Below are 19,251 nucleotides of genomic sequence, written 5' to 3'. Positions count from 1 at the left end.
AAAACTCATTTATACATATTTCTCTCGTTACCCACCGTAAACAGTACAAAACTAACTGTAAACTATAGCGGTAATTACTTTTTTATGAGGCATAGGTTCATTATTTTCCATACTAAGCCTTACAAATCATATAACTGATCCGATGGTTTATTGGCCGCAGGCATCGCCCTTTTCTGATTGATCTGTTTGACCGAAGAACAGGCCACTAATTTCCCTTGCAGTAAGGTATTACTGAAGGGCGCATCTGGGCGTAATAAGCGCCGTTGCAGTAACTGGATGGCTTCGGCCCCCAACTCATCTCGGGGGACGTGCACCGCGGTCAGTGTGACATCATGAATGTCTGCCAGGTTAAAACCATCCATACTCATAACAGATACGTTATCAGGCACGCTCATGTTCAGTTTATTCAACGCATTAACGGCACCAAATGCCATATAGTCCCCCCCGGCTAAAATGGCCGTCGGCAGCTGGCTCTTATCTTCACAACCAGTGATAAAAGCGGTTAGCGCCTGCTCAGCCTCTTCCGCGCCAAAGCCATGCGTGGTAATCAGATGTTGACCATCATCAAAGCGCATATTATTATTAGCGAAAGCCTCTTTTATCCCCACTAAGCGCAGTTCCATCGTGTTGCGACGTAAACATTGCAGAGTCAGAATGCGCCGATGCCCTTGCTGTATCAGGTAATTGGCAGAAAACTCACCAATCAGTTGGTGGTCTGGCGACACACTATCCAATGACATTTCTTTGTCACGGCAATTAATTAACACCGACGGCTTATGCACCCCAGCCGCTAATGTATGAATCCGCGGATCGTCGATACCAATAATGATTGCCGCTTCGGTTTGAGGATTGGTCATTTTCTCCAAAAATAGCGCAATATCACTGTGAGTTTCAGATAGCCCACAGTAGCGAATCATGACTTCATGTTGACTAACCGCCTCAGTAATCCCCTGAATAACTTTGTAGTAAAAAATATCGGTACGCACATCAAAGGCACGATGAGGGGCAAATACCATAATGTTATTTAGCATCAACCGCCCGCTGGACAAATTCTGCAATATCCCCTGCGACTGCGCATACGCCATTACCTGCTGTTTTGCTTTCGCACTGGTATTGGCTTTACCGGCTAATACTCTCGATACCGTGCTAATTGAAAGGCCAGTCTGATTAGCAATTTCTTGTATTTTTAGCTTTCCATTCATTTTGTGATCTCTCTCAAATTAGCAAATGAAAAAATTTTCATAGCCGGTGAATGGCTTATTCAGGCCACTATTCGATATAAATGCTGAAATATTATCCAGCTTATGAAAATTCTTTCAAAAAAATGCGTATTAAAGCCAATTTAAGCTAGTTACCTTGTTTTGGTAAACCAATTTTAAAAACTTATCAGTCCGGTTAATTATGATTAATTATACAAAAAACTAATATTATCAATCGATTAAATTTTACCAGACGAGCTTAATGTGAACGGAGTCACATTAAAACTCAGTATAATCTTAATAACCGAATATAGATCATACCAAAACAATAAGTTGGTCCGGTTAATTTACTACCGACTAACATCAGGAGGCTGGGATGAGTGTTGAGATTAATCAATCCGCTAAGGTTGTCGGGCGGCGAAAAATAAAATCATTACGCTGGTGGATGCTGGCGCTATTTCTACTCGGGGTCACCGTTAACTATATTACCCGTAACTCTCTGGGTATCCTCGCCCCTGAGTTAAAAACCAGCCTGAATATGACCACTGAACAATATTCATGGATTGTGGCGTCTTTTCAGTTGGCTTACACCGTTTTCCAGCCACTCTGTGGTTGGCTGATTGACGTCATCGGTTTAAAAATGGGGTTCCTGATTTGCGCTAGTGTCTGGGCGGTGGTATGCATGATGCACGCAGGGGCAGGAACCTGGTTTCAATTGGCGGTGCTGCGCTTCTTTATGGGCAGTGCCGAAGCTGCGGCAACACCGGCAAATGCCAAAGCGATTTCTGACTGGTTTCCGAAAAAGGAACGCCCCATTGCCGCGGGTTGGGCAGGGGTGGGGTTCTCTATCGGTGCGATGTTAGCACCACCGATTATCGTACTGGCTCATGTCGCTCTCGGTTGGCAAGGTGCATTCTTATTCTCCGGTGCTTTAGCCATGGTTTGGGTTCTGCTGTGGTGGCGTTTTTATCATTCACCCGACACCCATCCAAATTTGAGTAAAGAAGAGTTTGAACTGATTCACCAAGACAATGAACCGGTACTCCCTCGGCTGCCTTTTCTTAAGTCATTAGCCATTCTGAGCAAAAATAAGAAATTTTACGGTATCGCTATCCCGGCATTTTTAGCGGAACCCGCATGGGCGGTATTTAGCTTCTGGGTTCCACTTTATTTGGCTACCGAGCGGGGCATGGACCTAAAACAGATTGCCATGTTCGCCTGGCTACCCTTCCTGGCGGCAGATATAGGCAGTGTTGCCAGTGGCTATTTAACCAAACTCTACCAAAAATGGTTCGGTTGCAGTCGTATCAACTCAGTAGTTGCCAGCTCCGTAACCGGTGCCTTTATGATGGTTTCACTGGCCTTTGTTGCCATCACCAAAGACCCTTATCTGGCTATTGCTTTAATCTCTATTGGTGGCTTCGGTCACCAGGTTATCTCTTGCATGCTCAGTGCATTAGTCGTTGATTCATTTGATAAAAACCAAGTGGCCACCGTTAATGGCCTGCGCGGCTCTTCCGCTTGGATTGCCAGTTTCCTGTTTACTTTATTGATTGGGGCCGTATCCGACACGATCGGTTTTAACCCGCTGTTTATTGCCATGGGCTTCTTCGATTTGATTGGTGCTGTGTTCCTGGTTGCTCTGTTTGCTGAGCGCCGCAATAAAACACAACCGGCTGCCTGATGCTATTAACCCGGTAACGGCGCAACGGCGCTGTTGCCAGAAACAAGATGAGCTGTGATGAAAACATTAAAAAACTGGCAGTTAATAAATCAATACCCTGACCATGTGGAATTACTGGTCGATGACCATCATATATTTTGTCTGTATATATTAGAGCCAAACCTCTGCCGTGTGCTGATTAAAAAGAATGGTGAACTGGCCTTAAACCGCACCTGGAGCATTGCCCCACAAGGCGATGTGCCATGGTCTGGCCGCGATCGACTTAGCCTGGAAGGTTTCTCCATTCCAGGTTATCAATTAGAACACCATGAACAACAGTTGATAGTCACCACTGAATGTTTGCGGGTCACCATTTATCAACCACTGTATCTGGCATGGGAATATAAAAATCAGCACGGCGAGTGGCAGCCACTGGCGGCGGATCGGCCCACCAGCGCTTATTTGCTCAGCCCCAAAGGAGAAGCTATTGCTCACTATCAGCGGCGATATCCCAATGAGCAATATTACGGATTAGGTGAAAAAGCGGGTGATCTTAACCGTGCAGGTCGCCGCTTTGAAATGCGCAATCTAGACGCCATGGGTTACAACGCCGCCAGTACTGACCCACTCTACAAACATATCCCGTTTACCATCACTCGCCGTGATGATGTCAGCTTTGGTCTTTTTTATGACAATTTAAGCAGTTGCTGGTTAGATTTAGGGAATGAGATTGATAACTACCATCTGGCCTATCGCCGCTATCAGGCTGAAGCTGGCGATCTTGATTACTATATGTTCCTCGGCCCGAAAGTGCTTGATGTAACCAAGGCCTTTGTCCGCCTGACCGGCAAAACCAAGTTTGGCCCCAAATGGAGCCTTGGTTACAGTGGTTCGACCATGCATTACACCGATGCTCCCGATGCACAGGTGCAGTTGCAAAAATTCATTACGCTATGTCAGCAGCATGATATTCCCTGCGACTCTTTCCAGCTCTCATCTGGCTATACCTCAATCAACAATAAGCGTTATGTTTTTAACTGGAATTACGACAAAGTACCGCAGCCTAAGGTAATGAGTCAGGCTTTTCTGCAAGCAGGCATTAAGTTAGCTGCCAATATCAAACCGTGCCTATTGCAAGATCACCCACAATATCAGCATGTTGCCGAACGCGGATTATTTATTCGTGATGGTGAAACCGGGTTACCAGAGCGCTCTTCATTCTGGGATGATGAAGGCTCTCACCTTGATTTCACCAATCCTGCAACCGTGGACTGGTGGCAGGAGAATGTAACCAAACAACTGCTGGAGATGGGGATCGGCTCAACCTGGAATGATAATAATGAATATGAAGTGTGGGATGGTGAAGCGCGCTGCAATGGATTCGGTGAATCTATCGCTATCAAACATATCAGACCGGTAATGCCTTTGCTGATGATGCGGGCCTCAATGGAGGCTCAACAAGCATTTGCACCAGATATACGCCCGTATTTGATATCACGTTCTGGTTGTGCCGGTATGCAACGCTACGCCCAGACCTGGAGTGGTGACAACCGGACCAGTTGGCAAACGCTGCGCTATAACATCCGCATGGGGCTGGGGATGAGCCTGTCAGGGTTATACAATCTCGGTCATGATGTCGGCGGTTTTTCGGGTGATAAACCAGAAGCAGAGCTATTTATCCGCTGGGTACAAAACGGCGTGATGCATCCACGATTTACTATTCACTCATGGAATGACGATCACACTGTAAATGAGCCCTGGATGTACCCTGCCGCCACGCCGATGATCCGTGATGCTATGGCGCTACGTTATCGGTTACTGCCCTATTTTTACACCTTACAGTGGCAGGCCACCCATGATGATGAGCCTATGTTACGCCCTACTTTCCTCGATCATGAACACGATAGCGGCACGTTTACAGAAAATGACGACTTTATGCTGGGCCGCGATTTGCTGGTTGCCAGTGTGGTAGAGGCCGGACAACGCCAGCGAGAAGTGTACTTACCTGATAATAGCCAGCCTGATAATAATGGTGGCTGGTATTGCTTCCACAGTGGCCAATGGTATGGCGGTGGGCAGATAATCACCCTTGATGCACCACTGGAACGTTTGCCACTATTGGTCCGAGCCGGTGCAGCGCTGCCGCTGTCACGGCGCATCGCCTTTGTTAATGCCAAGTTGGACTCGCAACGCGAGTTGGCACTCTACCCCACTAAAGGCGCGGGGCGATCGAGTGGAATGCTGTTTGAAGATGATGGCGAAAGCCACCGCTGGCAGCAAGGCTATGCATTATGGCTGAGTTGGCAGGTGACTACCGATAACCACCGCATTGATATCACCTTTGCGCGCACTGGCAGCTATCAACCGGCTTGGCGTGAATTATCCGTTAATCTGCCCGCGAATGAACATCGCAAATTGTATATCAACGGCATCGCCGGTAACGTCTTACAATTAAGTCAGTTAACTTAACCCACTGATAGTCAACATAGAAACGGGTTCCATGTCAGAACCCGTTTCTTTTCCATCAATAACCTGCCTGACTAGCGCAGCAGTTTTAACGCGCCAGTCAATGAACGAACCCATTTCTCCGGCCCGACCAATCCCAAACCGTCTAGCGGCTCATCACAAAGAGAACGTAGCGGGAACGTATCGGCATAATCCTGAAAACTGTGCATTGCGCGCGCAAATGCCGGAAAAGGCACAATTGCCCGTTCATGGCTAGCCGTCAATGCTTTCAACAGCACCTCTCTCATCTGCAAAGCATTTGCCTGTAAAATAGGTACCGGTAATTTTGAGCTAACATCAATTTCTTTCCCCCCTGAATCGGACAACATTGCCCCTGCCAGTTGCGGAAATTTTGCCGCTAACCCAATACCTACCGCGCTGGTGGTATTGGCAATTAAACCAATAGGGAGTTCAGGGTTAACCATAATCGCGATCCGCATTTGCTCTGCCACAGCCACTGTCCTTTTACCGATAATGTATATCAATAATCATATCCCTCGCTGGCAGGTAAGTGCTTTCTTTTATCACCTGGATTCAGCTAATATTGGTAATACATTCCCAAATAAAATAATAATTAGGTAGAAAATGCCATCATCACTCATAACACCGGCAGATATTAAAATACTGAAACAGTTACAGCATGCTGGCCGTATGACTAACCAAGAACTAGCCGATAAAGTGGGAATGGCAACCTCCCCCTGTTGGCGGCGGGTGAAACAATTAGAAGAAAGCGGCGTTATTACCGGCTATCAGGCCAATATCGATCGACGAAAAATTGGTTTGGGTATTTTGGCATTTATTCGGGTTAAAATTGACAGCCACAGTGAGGAAGAAGCCAAGCTATTTGAAATGCAGGTGGGGGAGTTAAAGCCGGTTATCGCTTGCTATGCTGTCGCCGGAGATGCTGACTTCCTGCTGCAAGTGGTCGCGGAAGACCTCGATAGCTTCTCCACTTTCGCCATGTCCGTCATCCGCCGATTATCGGGCATTAAAGAGATGCAAACCACCTTCGTCCTGCGCGAGGTAAAACCACTCGATCATTTGCCGCTGGAATAGATAAATACAACGGCAAAACTACTCTGTTCATAGAGCGGTGAGTTATTGGTAAAGGGAGGTCAGCTAATCCCCCCTCATCGGCCTATGCCACCAGCACTCTATTGCGCCCTGCCGCCTTAGCGCGGTAAAGGGCTTCATCCATACGTTTGAATAAGCTATCGGAATCCTCACCAACCTGATGCTGTGCCACACCGATACTGACAGTGAGTTGCGGTAGATTGGGTTGACACACTAACTGAACGGCCTCACGAATAGATTCCGCCACTTGTAATGCGCCAGCTAAATTGGTTGAAGGGAGTAAAATGGCAAACTCTTCGCCTCCCCAACGGAAAATCATGTCACTTTCACGAATTCGGGATTCCAGGGTTCTTGCCAGCAATATCAGGACTTCGTCACCCTTATGATGCCCGAACTGATCATTAACTTGCTTGAAATGGTCTGCATCAACCAACATCAAGCTGAAGCCTTGTGCATAACGTTGGCTTTGTGCATTAGCATGCTCGACAAGATTAAAGAATTGCCGCCGATTCCCCAAGCCGGTCAGTGGATCCCGTAAGGCCGCATCTTCTAATGCCTGTTCCAGGCGCTTTTGTTCAGTAATATCATGAATAATACAAAGCATTAGCCGCATACCATCCAACTCAACGGGGCCGGCATAAGTTTGCACATGGCGGGTATTTCCATCGGCTAATTTATGGATGAAATTAAGAGGCTTGTGCCCACCGGGCAGCTTGGCTACCTCACGCATTACGGGCAATACATCCTTACCCATGGTATTAATTTCCCAAGTATGTTTCATACACATCTCATCCCGGGAATAACCATAGAAACGGGTTGCCGCTTGATTAGCATCCACAATTTGTCCATCGTCCGATGGATCAATCAATAACATCGGGGCCGTATTGGTGTCGAAAAATTGCTCATAGAAACCCCGTTCGTCGCGGCAGTAGGGCTTCGAGCACAGCCGACCAACATTGGGGCGAGTGACCTCCGCACCGGCAATATAAAGCCCTTCGAAAACAATAACGTCTCCGTAGGCTTCCAGTTGTGTCAAAGAGAGCCGACAACTTAGGGGAAAGCTATTGCCTTCTGTTTGAATAGTCCAAATTTCAACGATTTGATCTTCATCTGCCAAAGCGGGCAGGTATGCATCCAGATGCTGCTGCGCATGTGCTGAAAACCGGCCATTGCGCAGTAACTGGAGTGGGCTATCACCTGCAATTGCTCGGGCTTCCTTATTAGCAAAAAGTATTTCCTGATTTTTGGGTAAAACGAGCCAAACAGGCGTGCTCAAAATATTTAACGCATCTAAGTAGGCTATCAACATAGGGAATACCGATAGATATTTGGCATAAGAACAGAATACAGTTAATTACTTTGGTTTCATTACTTTTTAACTGCGAATAAACAAACAGATCAGAGAGAATCACTCTTCCTTCTTTTGCAGGTTATTCAGCGTAAAAACAATCACCTTCTAGCCGTAAATAGCGAGTGAATATGATCTTTAAGCACCTGATTCGTCGCCAGCTATTGCCAACAGAACCTAACGTATCGGGTGTTTTATCGTTCCTGGTGTTTTGGCTGGTTTTGAAGTGAGGAACATGAAGATCGCTCCTTTCAGTATGCCGATATATGCGTTAACGTGCTCAGGGTATCGAGCATAATTTCATGTTCAGAGAAGAGGTTTACAAAATAAAACAATAAGTTAAAAAGGAAAAATACAATCTAATCAGATTAATAATGCGTTTTCTCTCACATCTTTTCCAGAAAGTGCTCGCGTAAGCCCCCCTCTGTTGCCAAACTCGCTGAATATCCCAACAACTAGGGAGGGAATTCTCATGGGTGTGCCACAAACCAAATCAGAACTCCTGTTGGCAATAGACAAAAACTTCAATAAATTGTCAGGTTACCTCGCATCAATTCCACCCGAATTAGCATTAGATGAATCAATGGAAGGGCATGCAAAAGACACTGTAATGAGTGTTTGCAATCTTGTCTCCTACTTACTTGGCTGGAACAATTTAGTTATCAAATGGATAACGCTTGATGAAGAGGGAAAGCCTGTTGATTTCCCGGAAACAGGTTATAAATGGAACCAACTGGGTCTTCTCGCCCAAAAGTTTTATCGCGACTATAGCGATTTGGATTTACGCTCGCTAAGCAGCCAACTACAGAACGCTAAAAGCGAAATCGTTGAATTGATCAATCAGCGATCTGGCAATGACCTGTATGGAAAAGCGTGGTATGGCAAATGGACAATGGGAAGGATGATTTCTTTCAATACATCTTCCCCCTACTCCAATGCCTGCGGCAGGTTAAGAAAGTGGGCAAAGGAAAACAACCTCAAGCTATGAGGGAAGCTGCCGGGAGAATTGGGCGCGGAAAGTGGATCTCCTGGGTTCGGTAGCTCCCTCTCAGGTATAGCGTTCAAAAACGGCGGCGACGGAAAATCAATCCTTATATCTGCACGATAAACTGTGTTGCAAAATCCGCACCTACCTAGTTCAATGAACTGCTTACGAATGTCATCATCGCCTTTTATCAAGGATGTTTATGCCAATATCCAATTGTTACCAGACTCAACCAGATGGTTATGTGCGCTTTGACTGGCGCGGCAAACCTATGGAAGGGGAGTTTTACCGATATGAGTCGTTTGGCGCTGAAATTGATCCGAAACTTGGATATATCCGGCCATTTGATAAAGCGCTCAGGCAGCAACTGGTTGATAATTTGCAGGTAACTCAGAAGATTGATCTCCTGAAATACCTGGCTAAAAATGATCTGATCACCTGTGATGCTTTTGTAACCAGTAAAAATATACAAGCCTCATACCAAATCGTTATCGATCACTTTGATTTTATTAATGAAGATAAATTAGTGAGTGACAAAGAGACGATTAGTCATTGTCGGCTGATTTACTACAACGTCAGTATGTTTTCGGTAGTAACCTGAATGAATCCAAAGAGGTATTGAGTAGCATCAACGCAGAATATCTCAAATGGGTAACACCTTTTTGCACACCACTACGTTACGAACGAACATGGTTCATCAGGAACCGCGAGCGAATTTTGCGTTATGCCGCAATAGTTATCTTGGCTGTGATGGCTTATATCTATTTTAGCTGAAAGCATAGGTGCAAGGTTTCACCTGGCGCACTCAGAGCTCACCTTAACGCCACACTATGACTTTTCATTGCCTGGAATTAAAAACGCACCAGGGTAGCTCCCAGCGGTGTTTGGTGCACTTCATGGTTTATGTCTGCGAAGTGCATTGACGATAGCTGGTATGAAACAACTGGGCGAACCAGTGATAAGCGAAACTGGGGTTTAACAGTGCTAAGCCATAGTGATTAAATGTAGGCATAAAGTTAGATTATCTGAGGGTACCTTTTAGGTGGGTACAATTTAATATCCCCATATATACCCCCCGCTATAAGTAGATTTCAATAGACGAACATGTATATAGGAATAACTAGATTAGCCTGAGAAGTGCGGATTTACTGGGTTTGATGTACTTCGGGAGATACTGCGAGACGTTAGATTGGAGCGGGTGAAGGGAAATCACCCCCGCTCCAAAGATCTCGTAATCCCATGGATTTATTAACAAAAACTTGACGCATTGTAGGAGGGTTTTGTAGGAGGAACTACAACATTCCTGCGCAACTGCATGGACGTTAAGTAAACGCCACTGCTTTCGGATTTTGAAACGAATTTAAACCCGACAGAACTTGTTCAGAAATGCCATTTAACTCAATGTTATTTATATGAATTCTCCTATTCAACCCCAAAGTCAAACGCCACCGTAACGCCTACGTAATGCACCTGAATTTTGGCGTTTCATTCGCTCTTATAGAAACGATAAGTTGATGAAACGTGGGACTATCAGCGCCTAATGGACACTGTTCATCCATACAGCGTTAAGATTCATAAACTTACAGTTAAGCTACTTTCTCAGTTTGTCCCAACGCACCGCTGACACAATGCCCCAGTTGCCACTGGCATTGGGCCTACGCCATTTTGCCGTCTCCATACTACGTAGATAGTCGAGAGCTTCGGAAAACGTGCCAAAACGCTTCTGAGCAGCTTTATCACCTACTCCAAACGAACCATCACGGGTGCTCGCCAAACCGGGGTGAAAACAGGAACCATCGGCTGCGTATGGAACCAGTAATTCCGGGTCGGTATCTTCGGACAAGTCAGACACCAACAATCGCCACGGCTCGACATTTAAAGCGCCAGCCAGCACTTCAATCGCATCAAGAGAAGCGTTAGAGCCACCACGTTCGATTCGGCTCATATAGCTGCGTGCGAACCCACACCGATCAGCAAACGCTTCTTGGCTCATTCCGGTGGCTATACGCAGTTCTTTTACCCGCTCGCCAAACTGTATTCTCAAGTTCTTTTTCATGCACTGAATGTGCAATTTTGACTACTGTAAGGCCACGCTCCATATGAGACATTTTGAATCAACCCTAACTTCAGCGGGCTGAGTCACTCGCATTATTAGCCGCCTGCCTCATGACAACCCTCAATGATTCAGAATGAAAACCAATAGTGACATTTAAAATCCACAAAGTATTATGATCGTCATCGGTTGGTCGTCCCCAACATTCGCTAGTAGGCGTAATGTGTTTTTGAAAAGGAGGGAATCATGGCGGGATCAGGTTTTTTATTACCAATGGTGGCGGGTGTCGCGCTTAGTTGCGTCAGCTATGGATTTGTTGCTCGCATTTTTTCAAAACGTCAGATCAGCACGCTACGCGCAGTTTCATGTGGAATTCTTGGAACCCTCTCATTGGTGCTGGGCGTATGTGCATTTTCCGCTGTAAGCGCAGAACACCCGGCAGCGAAACACAAGACCTTGTGCTTAGGTAGCGCCCCGGAATGCTATGCAAAAGCGCACCACAACCCCGTCAAAGAGTGCAAGCAGGTAATGGACAAGAAAGCAGCGTTTCGCCATGTGTGGCAGGAAAGTGAAGCGCGGCCAGTTTTCGACACTTACCTTTGGCACAACGAGCAAAAGAAAACGATTCAAGCATTTGGACAACAGGCTAAGGCCATTAACAGCATGAATATGCTGATACCATTGCAATACTTTTGTGTTTTTAACGCCAACACTGGGGAAGTCATCGCGGCTTCATTTGAATGAAAGCATTCAGGGAATTCTTCCCTGAATGCTTAAAGATTAACTATTTTTTAATCTGAGTCGCTGCTGCTTTTTTTGCTAAATCTAAAATAAGCTCTAAATCTGCTCGAAATTCATCAGGGCTTGGTAACGCTGTCTGTTTGTATGCAGGTTGATCATGAGCATCAGTAATACGATGGCATTTTGACCAGAGTTCAGAAATCGCAATACAACATTCTCGCTCAAGCCCACTTAATTTATGTAAATTGCCAACTCCTATAATTTCACTGAATCTAACCACAATCCCAGCGAATATCACATCTTCAACCATTTTCTCAACCGTTGATCTCATACGGCTATATAATCTTCGCATCGAGTTATCTTGCTCAGCACTGGGATATACAGGCCAAGGATCTAATTGCCGAGATTCTTGTTTTAACTTTTCAACTCTGGTTTTATAGCTGACCTTGTCCCAAGGTAAACCATCATAAACGCAGCCTGAAAAATCTCCAGTCCATTGCAGGTGATGTATTAAGCTATCGACATTATTTTTCTCGGTAGCAAATATTAACTCGCTCAAAAAAGCGATATCATGCGTGAGGATTATTACCTGCCGATTTTTTGCTTCTTCAACCAATCTTGTTGCTACCCGTCTTCTTCTATGATGATCAAGAGAAGATACTGGATCATCAAAAATGATCCCACATGAATGGTTGGCAAGTTTTAATTCAGCTAAAAAAGATGCTAACGATACAGCCCTCTGTTCCCCTTCACTCAAAATTAAATCCACCTTATTTGAGACAGGTATATCCAAAAGCAAACTATAAAAAACCTTCCCCTTAGAAACTCTTGGTTTGAGAACTGTTTTTATATGAGAAACACCCAATTTAGAAAATTCTTCATCCAAATCTTTTTTTAACGCATTACTTATTATTGAATTTGCAAACAACTTGGATTTATCTGATACTTTTTTTGATAATGCTGAAAAGCTAATTGAGTTAAGAGTGTTATATAACTTCAACCTACCAACTAAAGAAATTAAGCCTTCTAATTTTTCCGCAAGCATAATTCGTGCTTTGAGTTCTTTACTTTCCTTTATTAGAGCGTCAATCTTTCTTTTTTTGGATGCTTGCTTATATAACCTTGCTTCACGTAACTTGCTAGCAGCCAGAAGTCTTAGCTCTGAAATTGGATTATAATCAAATTCGATATTCGCGAAGTTCTTACTATCAATCATTGAAAGCATTGCAGTCTTTGTATTGATAATATCTTCTTGATACTTATTAACTCTTTCAATTAATTCGCTATGCTCATTGCCAATTTCAATATGTATTGCAGCATTAAAACTAAAATCAAGGGTAGCAGTATATATTTTTTCTCTAGCTGTTTTTAGAGAAGATTTTCTTTCATCTAATAATTTAGATATATCATCATTAATAAACTCATTGAAGCGTAACATTCTGTCAGTTGCTTCAGATATAGGTTGCTGGCATAAAACGCATTTTGCATCACGACCAACGGAGGGAAAATCATGGCCTGGGTAAGCACAACTGAGCGAGTATTTTTTGGCAGACAGAAACAAATCTCTCCAGATACCTTCACCAGTGTTAGGCAATAAATCATCTCCGGCCGCAAGTTTTTGCGCTGACTCATTTAATGCCTTTTCTGCATTAGTAACGCCTTCGATCAACGACTTAAGCTTTGTCATGGCCGCGTTATTTATAAACTTACTTTGATTATTGATCCTAACGCAAAGCTCTTTTATGTGCGATACACTTCTTAGTAATTCTTTATACTTTTCCTCAGGATTTTTTTCTGCCAGAACTCTATCTAGCTCTTTATCTCTACTTAGCTCGGAATCACTTAAAGTGGCTAAATCTCTTAATTTTACGACATCTGTTTTATGGTCCAATACTTTACATATATCAGATACACTAGTGCCATCTGTAAAAATTTGAGTTATCTCTTTATTCACATCTATAGCCTTAGCCTCGGCTAAAACTTTTTCTGCTAATTTAGGAATTATTATATTTGCAAATTCTTCAAGAATATCGAGACCGCGAGGTAAATAAGCAGCCTCGCCTTCTTTCAGATATGATGATGCACAAAGAGTATCAAAAACACTAATTGAGGACAACAATTCTGGGGATGGTGAATTATAAGACCATTGTAAATCGTGTTCTTTCCCATTCAGAGAAATTTTAAATTTCCCGTTAGGTATATTGGATGAATAGCCAGGCAGGTTTACATTAGGGAGTATCGCACCACCTTTATCTCGTGCTCTACATGCATGCTTGAGAACTCGCCCGTATCCTGATTTTCCCGCACCATTCATACCATAAATGATGGTAATCCCATTATCACAGAATGCAATTTTTTGGTCAGGCGCAATCCTGTTCACGTGAACAAGACTACTTAGTTCTTTAATCTTAATGACTTGATCATTAACCGCTGAAACCGGAATATGATCCTTATTTAAGGGGAGAGATTCTAATTTATCGGAGGGCAATATTTTATTTTCAATCTTTATCAATTCCAATAATTCTTCATAATCACTATCCTCCAATGAGGGAGAAGCCAATTGTCTCCTTAAGCAGTCTCTTGCCCAGAGGGGTAGCTCGGAACTAGACCATTTCAATATTTCCTGTAAGACATCCATGATAGCCTCTAACAGTTATTTTTATAGATAAGAATTGCCTCCTATCTTTCATACAATGCGCTGAAAGAAGATTTCATAAGCAATTCATAAGGTTAGACTGTATCGCATCCACCGAAGACATTGGAACAAAGAAGAACACGCTCTTCAATTTAACTTAACTCTCTCATAAACATCGACATATGCGACACCGTTATGTTTTAAGTGAAGAATTCATTTAACGCAACCGAAAGCATTTTAAACTGAGTCTCTTCTTTCACATTTTCTTCTAACCTACTGATTATTCCATGAACCTGAGACAATCGCCAAGTTCCACCATGAGGCGTAGTTATGCCCAAATGATTAAGTGTATTGGCAATCTTTCTCTGAGATAAGCCCTGCGGTCTGAAAGTTAGAACCGCTATACAACGAGTTGTCGCCCAAGAGCTTCGAGAAGCAATAAACGTTTAAAGCAACGCGGCTATAGTTGCTCTGGAAACGCCGTATTCACGCGCTAACGCACTGACACTGATTCCGCTACTCTTTTTCTCTATAATCGCTCTACGGGCTTCTGGTGCGATTTTAGAAGGTCTACCCAATTTCTTGCCTTCGGCTTTTGCTCGCGACAAACCCGCCTGAGTGCGTTCAATCAGTAGATCACGCTCCATCTCCGCAACCGCTGCCAACATCGACAATAGAAGCTTACCGGCAGCAGAAGTGAGGTCAGTTGTTCCAAGCTGGTGGACGATCACCTTGATGCCGCGATCAGATAACAATCGGACTGTCTGGAGCACGTCAATAGCATCACGCCCCAAACGGTCGAGTTTTGCCACTACCAGCGTTTCACCGGTTCGAATTTTGCCAAGCATTTCAGCAAACGCCTTACGCTGAATTGCCTGAACTTTCCCGCTAACAATATCGGCAAACCAAAAGTCAAACATCCAACCAGCTTGCTCAAGCTCCAACCTCTGGTTCTCCGTATCTTGCTGAGCGGTAGAGACACGCCCGTAGCCGAAAATCGCCATTCTCAACACCTCTCAATACCTGTCAGAAAACGGTGTCAACAATAGGACGCCTGCCAACAATTGCCAAGGCTAATTTTTCAACATCCCGGAAGATACCTGCGAAGGGGTGCCGGAAAACGGTCGTTTGTTGGCAGCAGTTGAACTGCTATAGCTACTCATCCCAAAAACGAGGCATGATAAAGATATCCTCCCAGAAATAACGGAACTGAAGATGCTGGATTCTCTCCTCCCATATTTACCCTTCGCTGGAGTTATTATCGGTGCTTTTCTCCAATACGTTTTTACTCGTCAAATCGAATACAAACGAGCGTTGCGTGACATGAAAACAAAGTCATACATGGATTATTTGAAGGGCGTTTGCGAGCAAGCCCAAACCAGACATATACCGGACAAAAAAATAGCAGATGAAAAGCGCTCGGACGCATTCATCAAAGTCGCTGATGCAAAAGCCAGGATCTGTCTCTACGGTTCTAGACGAGTGATCGAAGCGTTCGCAGAATTCGAGAGACTGGGGGCCTCAATGGCGACGAAACCTCAAAGAGACGCATTCATTTCGATGACCGTTGAAATGCGTAAAGACACGGGACTGGCATCAATGCCTAGTGGTGAAGACCTCACTCTTGTGCTGCTGGGAACCAAGTAGAATCAAAATCATGTTGAACTTGAGATTCGAAATGTTACTATTAGAATACATTTTCGGGGTTTTGGTATACAGACGCTTACCCGGAATGGCGTATCAACAAGGCTCAGCCGCTAGCGTAGCGGAGCCGGGGTGAAAAGAGGGTCGCACTATTACCCACTGGTCTAGTTCCGAAAGGCGGCGTATGCCAGAGTGCGTGAGGTTATGTGAGGTGCTGAGTCTTGGACTTGCATAGCCAATATCCAATAGTGAGTTATCATGTTTTGCAAAGGGCTTACTCTGGTGAGTCTTTTTTAAAGCAGAGTAGCTCACATCGCCGATCCAAGCAGGGACCCAGAGAAGAGGTTACAACTCCGGAAGCCTGATTAGCCAAGGATCTCACTGCAAATTATCGCATTGATCCCTTGGGCTAGTTTTGCTCCCCAGAGAAGAGGTTTAAATAAAACATATAAAACAAAACAATAAGTTAAGAAGAAAATACAACTCAGTTGTTTTGAAGTTTCAGCTTAGCCCCCACCAGCCCCCAACCAATACGACAAAAGCTACCGGAAAAATTGTCGCGCCGAAAAGTGGAAGCCCTAGGTTTGCCAGTCCCCCTCTCAGGCATAGCGTTTAAAAACTTCGGAGGCGGCAGAATCATCCTTATAGTGGCATAATGGCTCAAATCATGAATTCTTTTAATGGTAGGTGTTCTATGGGAAAAACGGAGCTTTTTCTAAAAACCATGATATTTTCCGTTGTCTTAATGTGTGTTGGTGCTGCAACAGGCCTTTTTGTGGGCTTTCACTACGATTTTAAGCCTGTCATTTCCGTTGTTGTATCCATGTCCATTTTCTCACTGTATTTGGGGTATTGGATTTACAGTAGTGAGCGGAGAGCGGACAGGAATTTTGCGAAGTTTAGGCAGATGCAAGCCAAGCATGAAATGACCACTCTGCTACTGAATGAAGCATTCAAAGACACAAACAGGGAATTGTTTGACAGGGTAGCTACTGATGCACCTGATAGTGCTTTAAAACAACAATACCAGAGCCTGAAAAGGATGGAACAACTCTGGAGCACAAAGATTGAGAACTAAAACTAAAATATTCTCAAACAGTGGACTGCATATGTTCTGTTAAACCAACTAGACCAAACACCCCAGAGAGCGCTACAAATCTGAAACCTGCAAATCTACGCCCCTTTATAGAAAACGTGCCAGAGAGCTTCCCATGGCACGTGAGCGAATACATATCACGGCCTCTGCTTGCGTAAAGCATCCTTCAAAGCTTTAAGCCCCGCTTTGACATCAAATGGTTTAATATCAGGAAGGTCGTAGGTTAACTTAGAGATAGCATCGAATTGTTCTTCAACTGCCCGGTCTTTGCGGTAAGTCGTCATTGCAGTTGTGCTACCACGAGCATGACCGACCAACTGCGCGATCATACGCTCGCTTAATTCCAGCCTGTCGAGGTGGTTAACATAGTTATGACGAAGTGAGTGGAAAACCCTCTTCCCGTTGCGTGGCAGTTCAAGTTGTTTCCCGAGGTAATTCTCGTTAAACCATTTCGATGCATAACCGCGATAACCTTTAATTTCATTATGTTTTAATTCAGGAAAAAGGCGTTCTTGTCCGTTCGCTTTCAACGCTTCTACATATTTGAGAAAACCAAGTTTAATGAGTTCTGGATGTATTGGCATCTGTCGCTGAGAATTGATATTTTTCAATGACTTGTCAGCTTCCATTTCGTCATCCACAACTTTATCCGGGGTATCTAGGTTAAAATCTAAATACGCAACACTATTTTCGCTCATCCGAATATCAGAAATGTAAAGCTGGCACAGTTCATTGATTCGACCACCGGAATACAAAGCCAGCAATGGTAGCCAATAGTGATAAGGGCGAAAGTTGATATAACGCCCAAATTTATTTGGTATACCTGCGCCTTTTTTAAACCAATCAGCGGAAAATATTAGTTCTAACTCATCATCAGTGAATTGATTACGCTTATCTTGATCTTTACTTGTTCTCTTACGTTTCGCTAAGACGTTTTCCGTAGGGTTAGCGATCAGGTAGGTTTCCTTGCGTGCCCATTCCAACATCGCCCCCATTGATGCTATATGGCGCTCTATAGCATCTTTAGTCATTTTTGGCTCATCAGCAGCAAGTGCTTTTTCGATAAGCTGGTTAAAATCTTCAGCATCATACCTACGCCGCATCAAATACAAATTACCGGGCATATTCTGCATTTTGACAACGTAATCTTTCACTACATCGCGATCTAAATCTGCAAGCGTTAAGTCGCCCATGACTTCGATAAAGTGAGCTATCCGCGAACGAATTTTATTCTCACTGGCAAGTTTAAAATCCCCTGTCTTCTTGTATCCAATAAACTTCTCCAGAACTTCAGAAATAGTTTTAGCGGCGTATATCGGGTTACAAAACGGGTTAGTGACTACAACAATTGGAGAAACTGGCGCTGATACAAGAGCAGGAACACATGATAGAACAGGCAATTCCGGTTCAGATTTAGCCAACGCTTTATCCCAGATGCTACGCAGATTCTCAGCCTGCACATTATTGATAAACAAAGAACTTGCATCCAATCTGACTCCAGGGAAATCCATCAGCCAGATAGAAAGACGGTTATCACCATTCGTTCTGAACGCACCCTCATCAGTATACCCATGCTCTAATAACTGCTTAAACGCATAACTGGAATGAAACAGCCGGACGTAGCCCCGGATTACGCCCTCTATGCCTTTCTGCTCAAGGTTGTTGAGCACAAAACCACCGTTATCTTCTCGCTCCACTTCAGTGTAATCTTCGATTTGGAAAGCTGTCCGCCCTTCAGCAAAGCAATAGACCGGAACGTTGTTCGCCAGTAGATGCTGAATGACCGTCTCAAGCTCAACCCCAAATGACTCACAAAACAATGACAGGCTGATTTTACCAGCGCCAGCTAACAGTGGGGCATTACCCCGAATCTTCTCTTTATCCAATTGTCTGAACTCTTCCAGAGACGCATACCACTTCTCCAGCAAACGCGCGGCGATCACTCTGGCATTTGCAAGGTAAGTTGTGCGGGTAGATGAATGTATTTCACGCTGCCCTATCAGGGCACGATAACGAACCGGAACGGTGATCCGCAGAACGTATATCCCGCTGGAACGTCGATAGAGATTATAACGCTGAGCCATCGGCTGTATCACTCCTTTGTAGGAGGATCACGAGTGCCATCACGTATGATTTTTAAAAAGACAGTGGAATTAATACGTTAAGGAAGTTTTGGAGCGGGTGAAGGGAATCGAACCCTCGTATAGAGCTTGGGAAGCTCTCGTTCTACCATTGAACTACACCCGCTTCGGTGTGCGGTTTGCATTATAACCGGTTCTTCCTCGTGGGCAAGCGAAGATATGGTCTA

The 19,251-nt window shown here is 44.4% G+C and carries 16 protein-coding genes and 1 tRNA gene; 8 read left to right on the top strand and 9 right to left on the bottom strand.

The window, feature by feature from the left end; genetic code table 11:
* Positions 1 to 119: 119 nt before the first annotated feature.
* Positions 120 to 1,202, bottom strand: coding sequence for a LacI family DNA-binding transcriptional regulator (locus tag EL015_RS04280; RefSeq protein ID WP_005185935.1), 1,083 nt, complete (start codon positions 1,200 to 1,202; stop codon positions 120 to 122).
* Positions 1,203 to 1,575: 373 nt separating this feature from the next.
* Here EL015_RS04280 and EL015_RS04275 point away from each other — a divergent pair, with 373 nt between their 5' ends.
* Together EL015_RS04275 and EL015_RS04270 are read left to right on the top strand one after the other, a co-directional pair.
* Positions 1,576 to 2,883, top strand: a complete 1,308-nt coding sequence (locus tag EL015_RS04275; RefSeq protein ID WP_005185936.1) for an MFS transporter — start codon at positions 1,576 to 1,578, stop codon at positions 2,881 to 2,883.
* A gap of 57 nt (positions 2,884 to 2,940) precedes the next feature.
* The gene (locus EL015_RS04270; RefSeq protein ID WP_005185937.1) at positions 2,941 to 5,331 is read left to right on the top strand and encodes a glycoside hydrolase family 31 protein; all 2,391 of its coding nucleotides are present in this window, start codon (positions 2,941 to 2,943) and stop codon (positions 5,329 to 5,331) included.
* A gap of 71 nt (positions 5,332 to 5,402) precedes the next feature.
* Here EL015_RS04270 and EL015_RS04265 read toward each other — a convergent pair whose 3' ends face one another.
* The gene (locus EL015_RS04265; protein ID WP_005185938.1) at positions 5,403 to 5,825 is read right to left on the bottom strand and encodes a DUF2000 domain-containing protein; all 423 of its coding nucleotides are present in this window, start codon (positions 5,823 to 5,825) and stop codon (positions 5,403 to 5,405) included.
* A 127-nt stretch (positions 5,826 to 5,952) separates the two neighbouring features.
* Between EL015_RS04265 and EL015_RS04260 the strand changes: the two genes are divergently transcribed.
* Complete coding sequence (locus EL015_RS04260) at positions 5,953 to 6,423, top strand: Lrp/AsnC family transcriptional regulator (protein ID WP_005185944.1); 471 nt, start codon at positions 5,953 to 5,955, stop codon at positions 6,421 to 6,423.
* Between the two features lie 82 nt (positions 6,424 to 6,505).
* On the opposite strand, the gene EL015_RS04255 is transcribed toward EL015_RS04260, so the two are convergent.
* Positions 6,506 to 7,750 (bottom strand): sensor domain-containing diguanylate cyclase, encoded by a 1,245-nt coding sequence (locus tag EL015_RS04255; RefSeq protein WP_005185947.1) that lies wholly within the window; start codon positions 7,748 to 7,750, stop codon positions 6,506 to 6,508.
* 511 nt (positions 7,751 to 8,261) lie between these two features.
* Between EL015_RS04255 and EL015_RS04250 the strand changes: the two genes are divergently transcribed.
* Both EL015_RS04250 and EL015_RS04245 read left to right on the top strand, forming a co-directional pair.
* Complete coding sequence (locus EL015_RS04250) at positions 8,262 to 8,777, top strand: ClbS/DfsB family four-helix bundle protein (protein ID WP_005185963.1); 516 nt, start codon at positions 8,262 to 8,264, stop codon at positions 8,775 to 8,777.
* Between the two features lie 199 nt (positions 8,778 to 8,976).
* Entirely contained in the window at positions 8,977 to 9,375 is a 399-nt protein-coding gene (locus tag EL015_RS04245; protein WP_241971671.1) for a hypothetical protein, read from the top strand.
* 990 nt (positions 9,376 to 10,365) lie between these two features.
* Here EL015_RS04245 and EL015_RS04240 read toward each other — a convergent pair.
* The gene (locus EL015_RS04240; RefSeq protein ID WP_005185969.1) at positions 10,366 to 10,830 is read right to left on the bottom strand and encodes a helix-turn-helix domain-containing protein; all 465 of its coding nucleotides are present in this window, start codon (positions 10,828 to 10,830) and stop codon (positions 10,366 to 10,368) included.
* Positions 10,831 to 11,073: 243 nt separating this feature from the next.
* Here EL015_RS04240 and EL015_RS04235 point away from each other — a divergent pair, with 243 nt between their 5' ends.
* Positions 11,074 to 11,571, top strand: coding sequence for a hypothetical protein (locus EL015_RS04235; protein ID WP_005185972.1), 498 nt, complete (start codon positions 11,074 to 11,076; stop codon positions 11,569 to 11,571).
* Positions 11,572 to 11,611: 40 nt separating this feature from the next.
* Here the strand turns inward: EL015_RS04235 and EL015_RS04230 are convergent, their stop codons facing one another.
* The 3 genes from EL015_RS04230 to EL015_RS04220 all read right to left on the bottom strand — a co-directional run bounded on the left by EL015_RS04230 (position 11,612) and on the right by EL015_RS04220 (position 15,207).
* Positions 11,612 to 14,128 (bottom strand): AAA family ATPase, encoded by a 2,517-nt coding sequence (locus tag EL015_RS04230; RefSeq protein WP_225627633.1) that lies wholly within the window; start codon positions 14,126 to 14,128, stop codon positions 11,612 to 11,614.
* A gap of 275 nt (positions 14,129 to 14,403) precedes the next feature.
* Positions 14,404 to 14,607, bottom strand: a complete 204-nt coding sequence (locus EL015_RS22155; protein ID WP_405197966.1) for a recombinase family protein — start codon at positions 14,605 to 14,607, stop codon at positions 14,404 to 14,406.
* A gap of 42 nt (positions 14,608 to 14,649) precedes the next feature.
* Complete coding sequence (locus tag EL015_RS04220) at positions 14,650 to 15,207, bottom strand: recombinase family protein (protein ID WP_001575459.1); 558 nt, start codon at positions 15,205 to 15,207, stop codon at positions 14,650 to 14,652.
* Positions 15,208 to 15,418: 211 nt separating this feature from the next.
* Here EL015_RS04220 and EL015_RS04215 point away from each other — a divergent pair, with 211 nt between their 5' ends.
* Positions 15,419 to 15,850 (top strand): hypothetical protein, encoded by a 432-nt coding sequence (locus EL015_RS04215; protein ID WP_032906545.1) that lies wholly within the window; start codon positions 15,419 to 15,421, stop codon positions 15,848 to 15,850.
* A 652-nt stretch (positions 15,851 to 16,502) separates the two neighbouring features.
* Entirely contained in the window at positions 16,503 to 16,925 is a 423-nt protein-coding gene (locus tag EL015_RS04210) for a hypothetical protein (RefSeq protein ID WP_040154925.1), read from the top strand.
* A 155-nt stretch (positions 16,926 to 17,080) separates the two neighbouring features.
* Here the strand turns inward: EL015_RS04210 and EL015_RS04205 are convergent, their stop codons facing one another.
* Positions 17,081 to 19,027 (bottom strand): site-specific integrase, encoded by a 1,947-nt coding sequence (locus EL015_RS04205; protein WP_005185984.1) that lies wholly within the window; start codon positions 19,025 to 19,027, stop codon positions 17,081 to 17,083.
* A gap of 89 nt (positions 19,028 to 19,116) precedes the next feature.
* Positions 19,117 to 19,190 (bottom strand) — tRNA-Gly (locus EL015_RS04200).
* Positions 19,191 to 19,251 lie beyond the last annotated feature (61 nt).

Source organism: Yersinia intermedia (assembly GCF_900635455.1).
Classification (GTDB): Bacteria; Pseudomonadota; Gammaproteobacteria; order Enterobacterales; family Enterobacteriaceae; genus Yersinia; species Yersinia intermedia.
The sequence above is the reverse complement of the archived record's forward strand: the minus strand, read 5'-3'. Positions and strand labels throughout refer to the sequence as shown.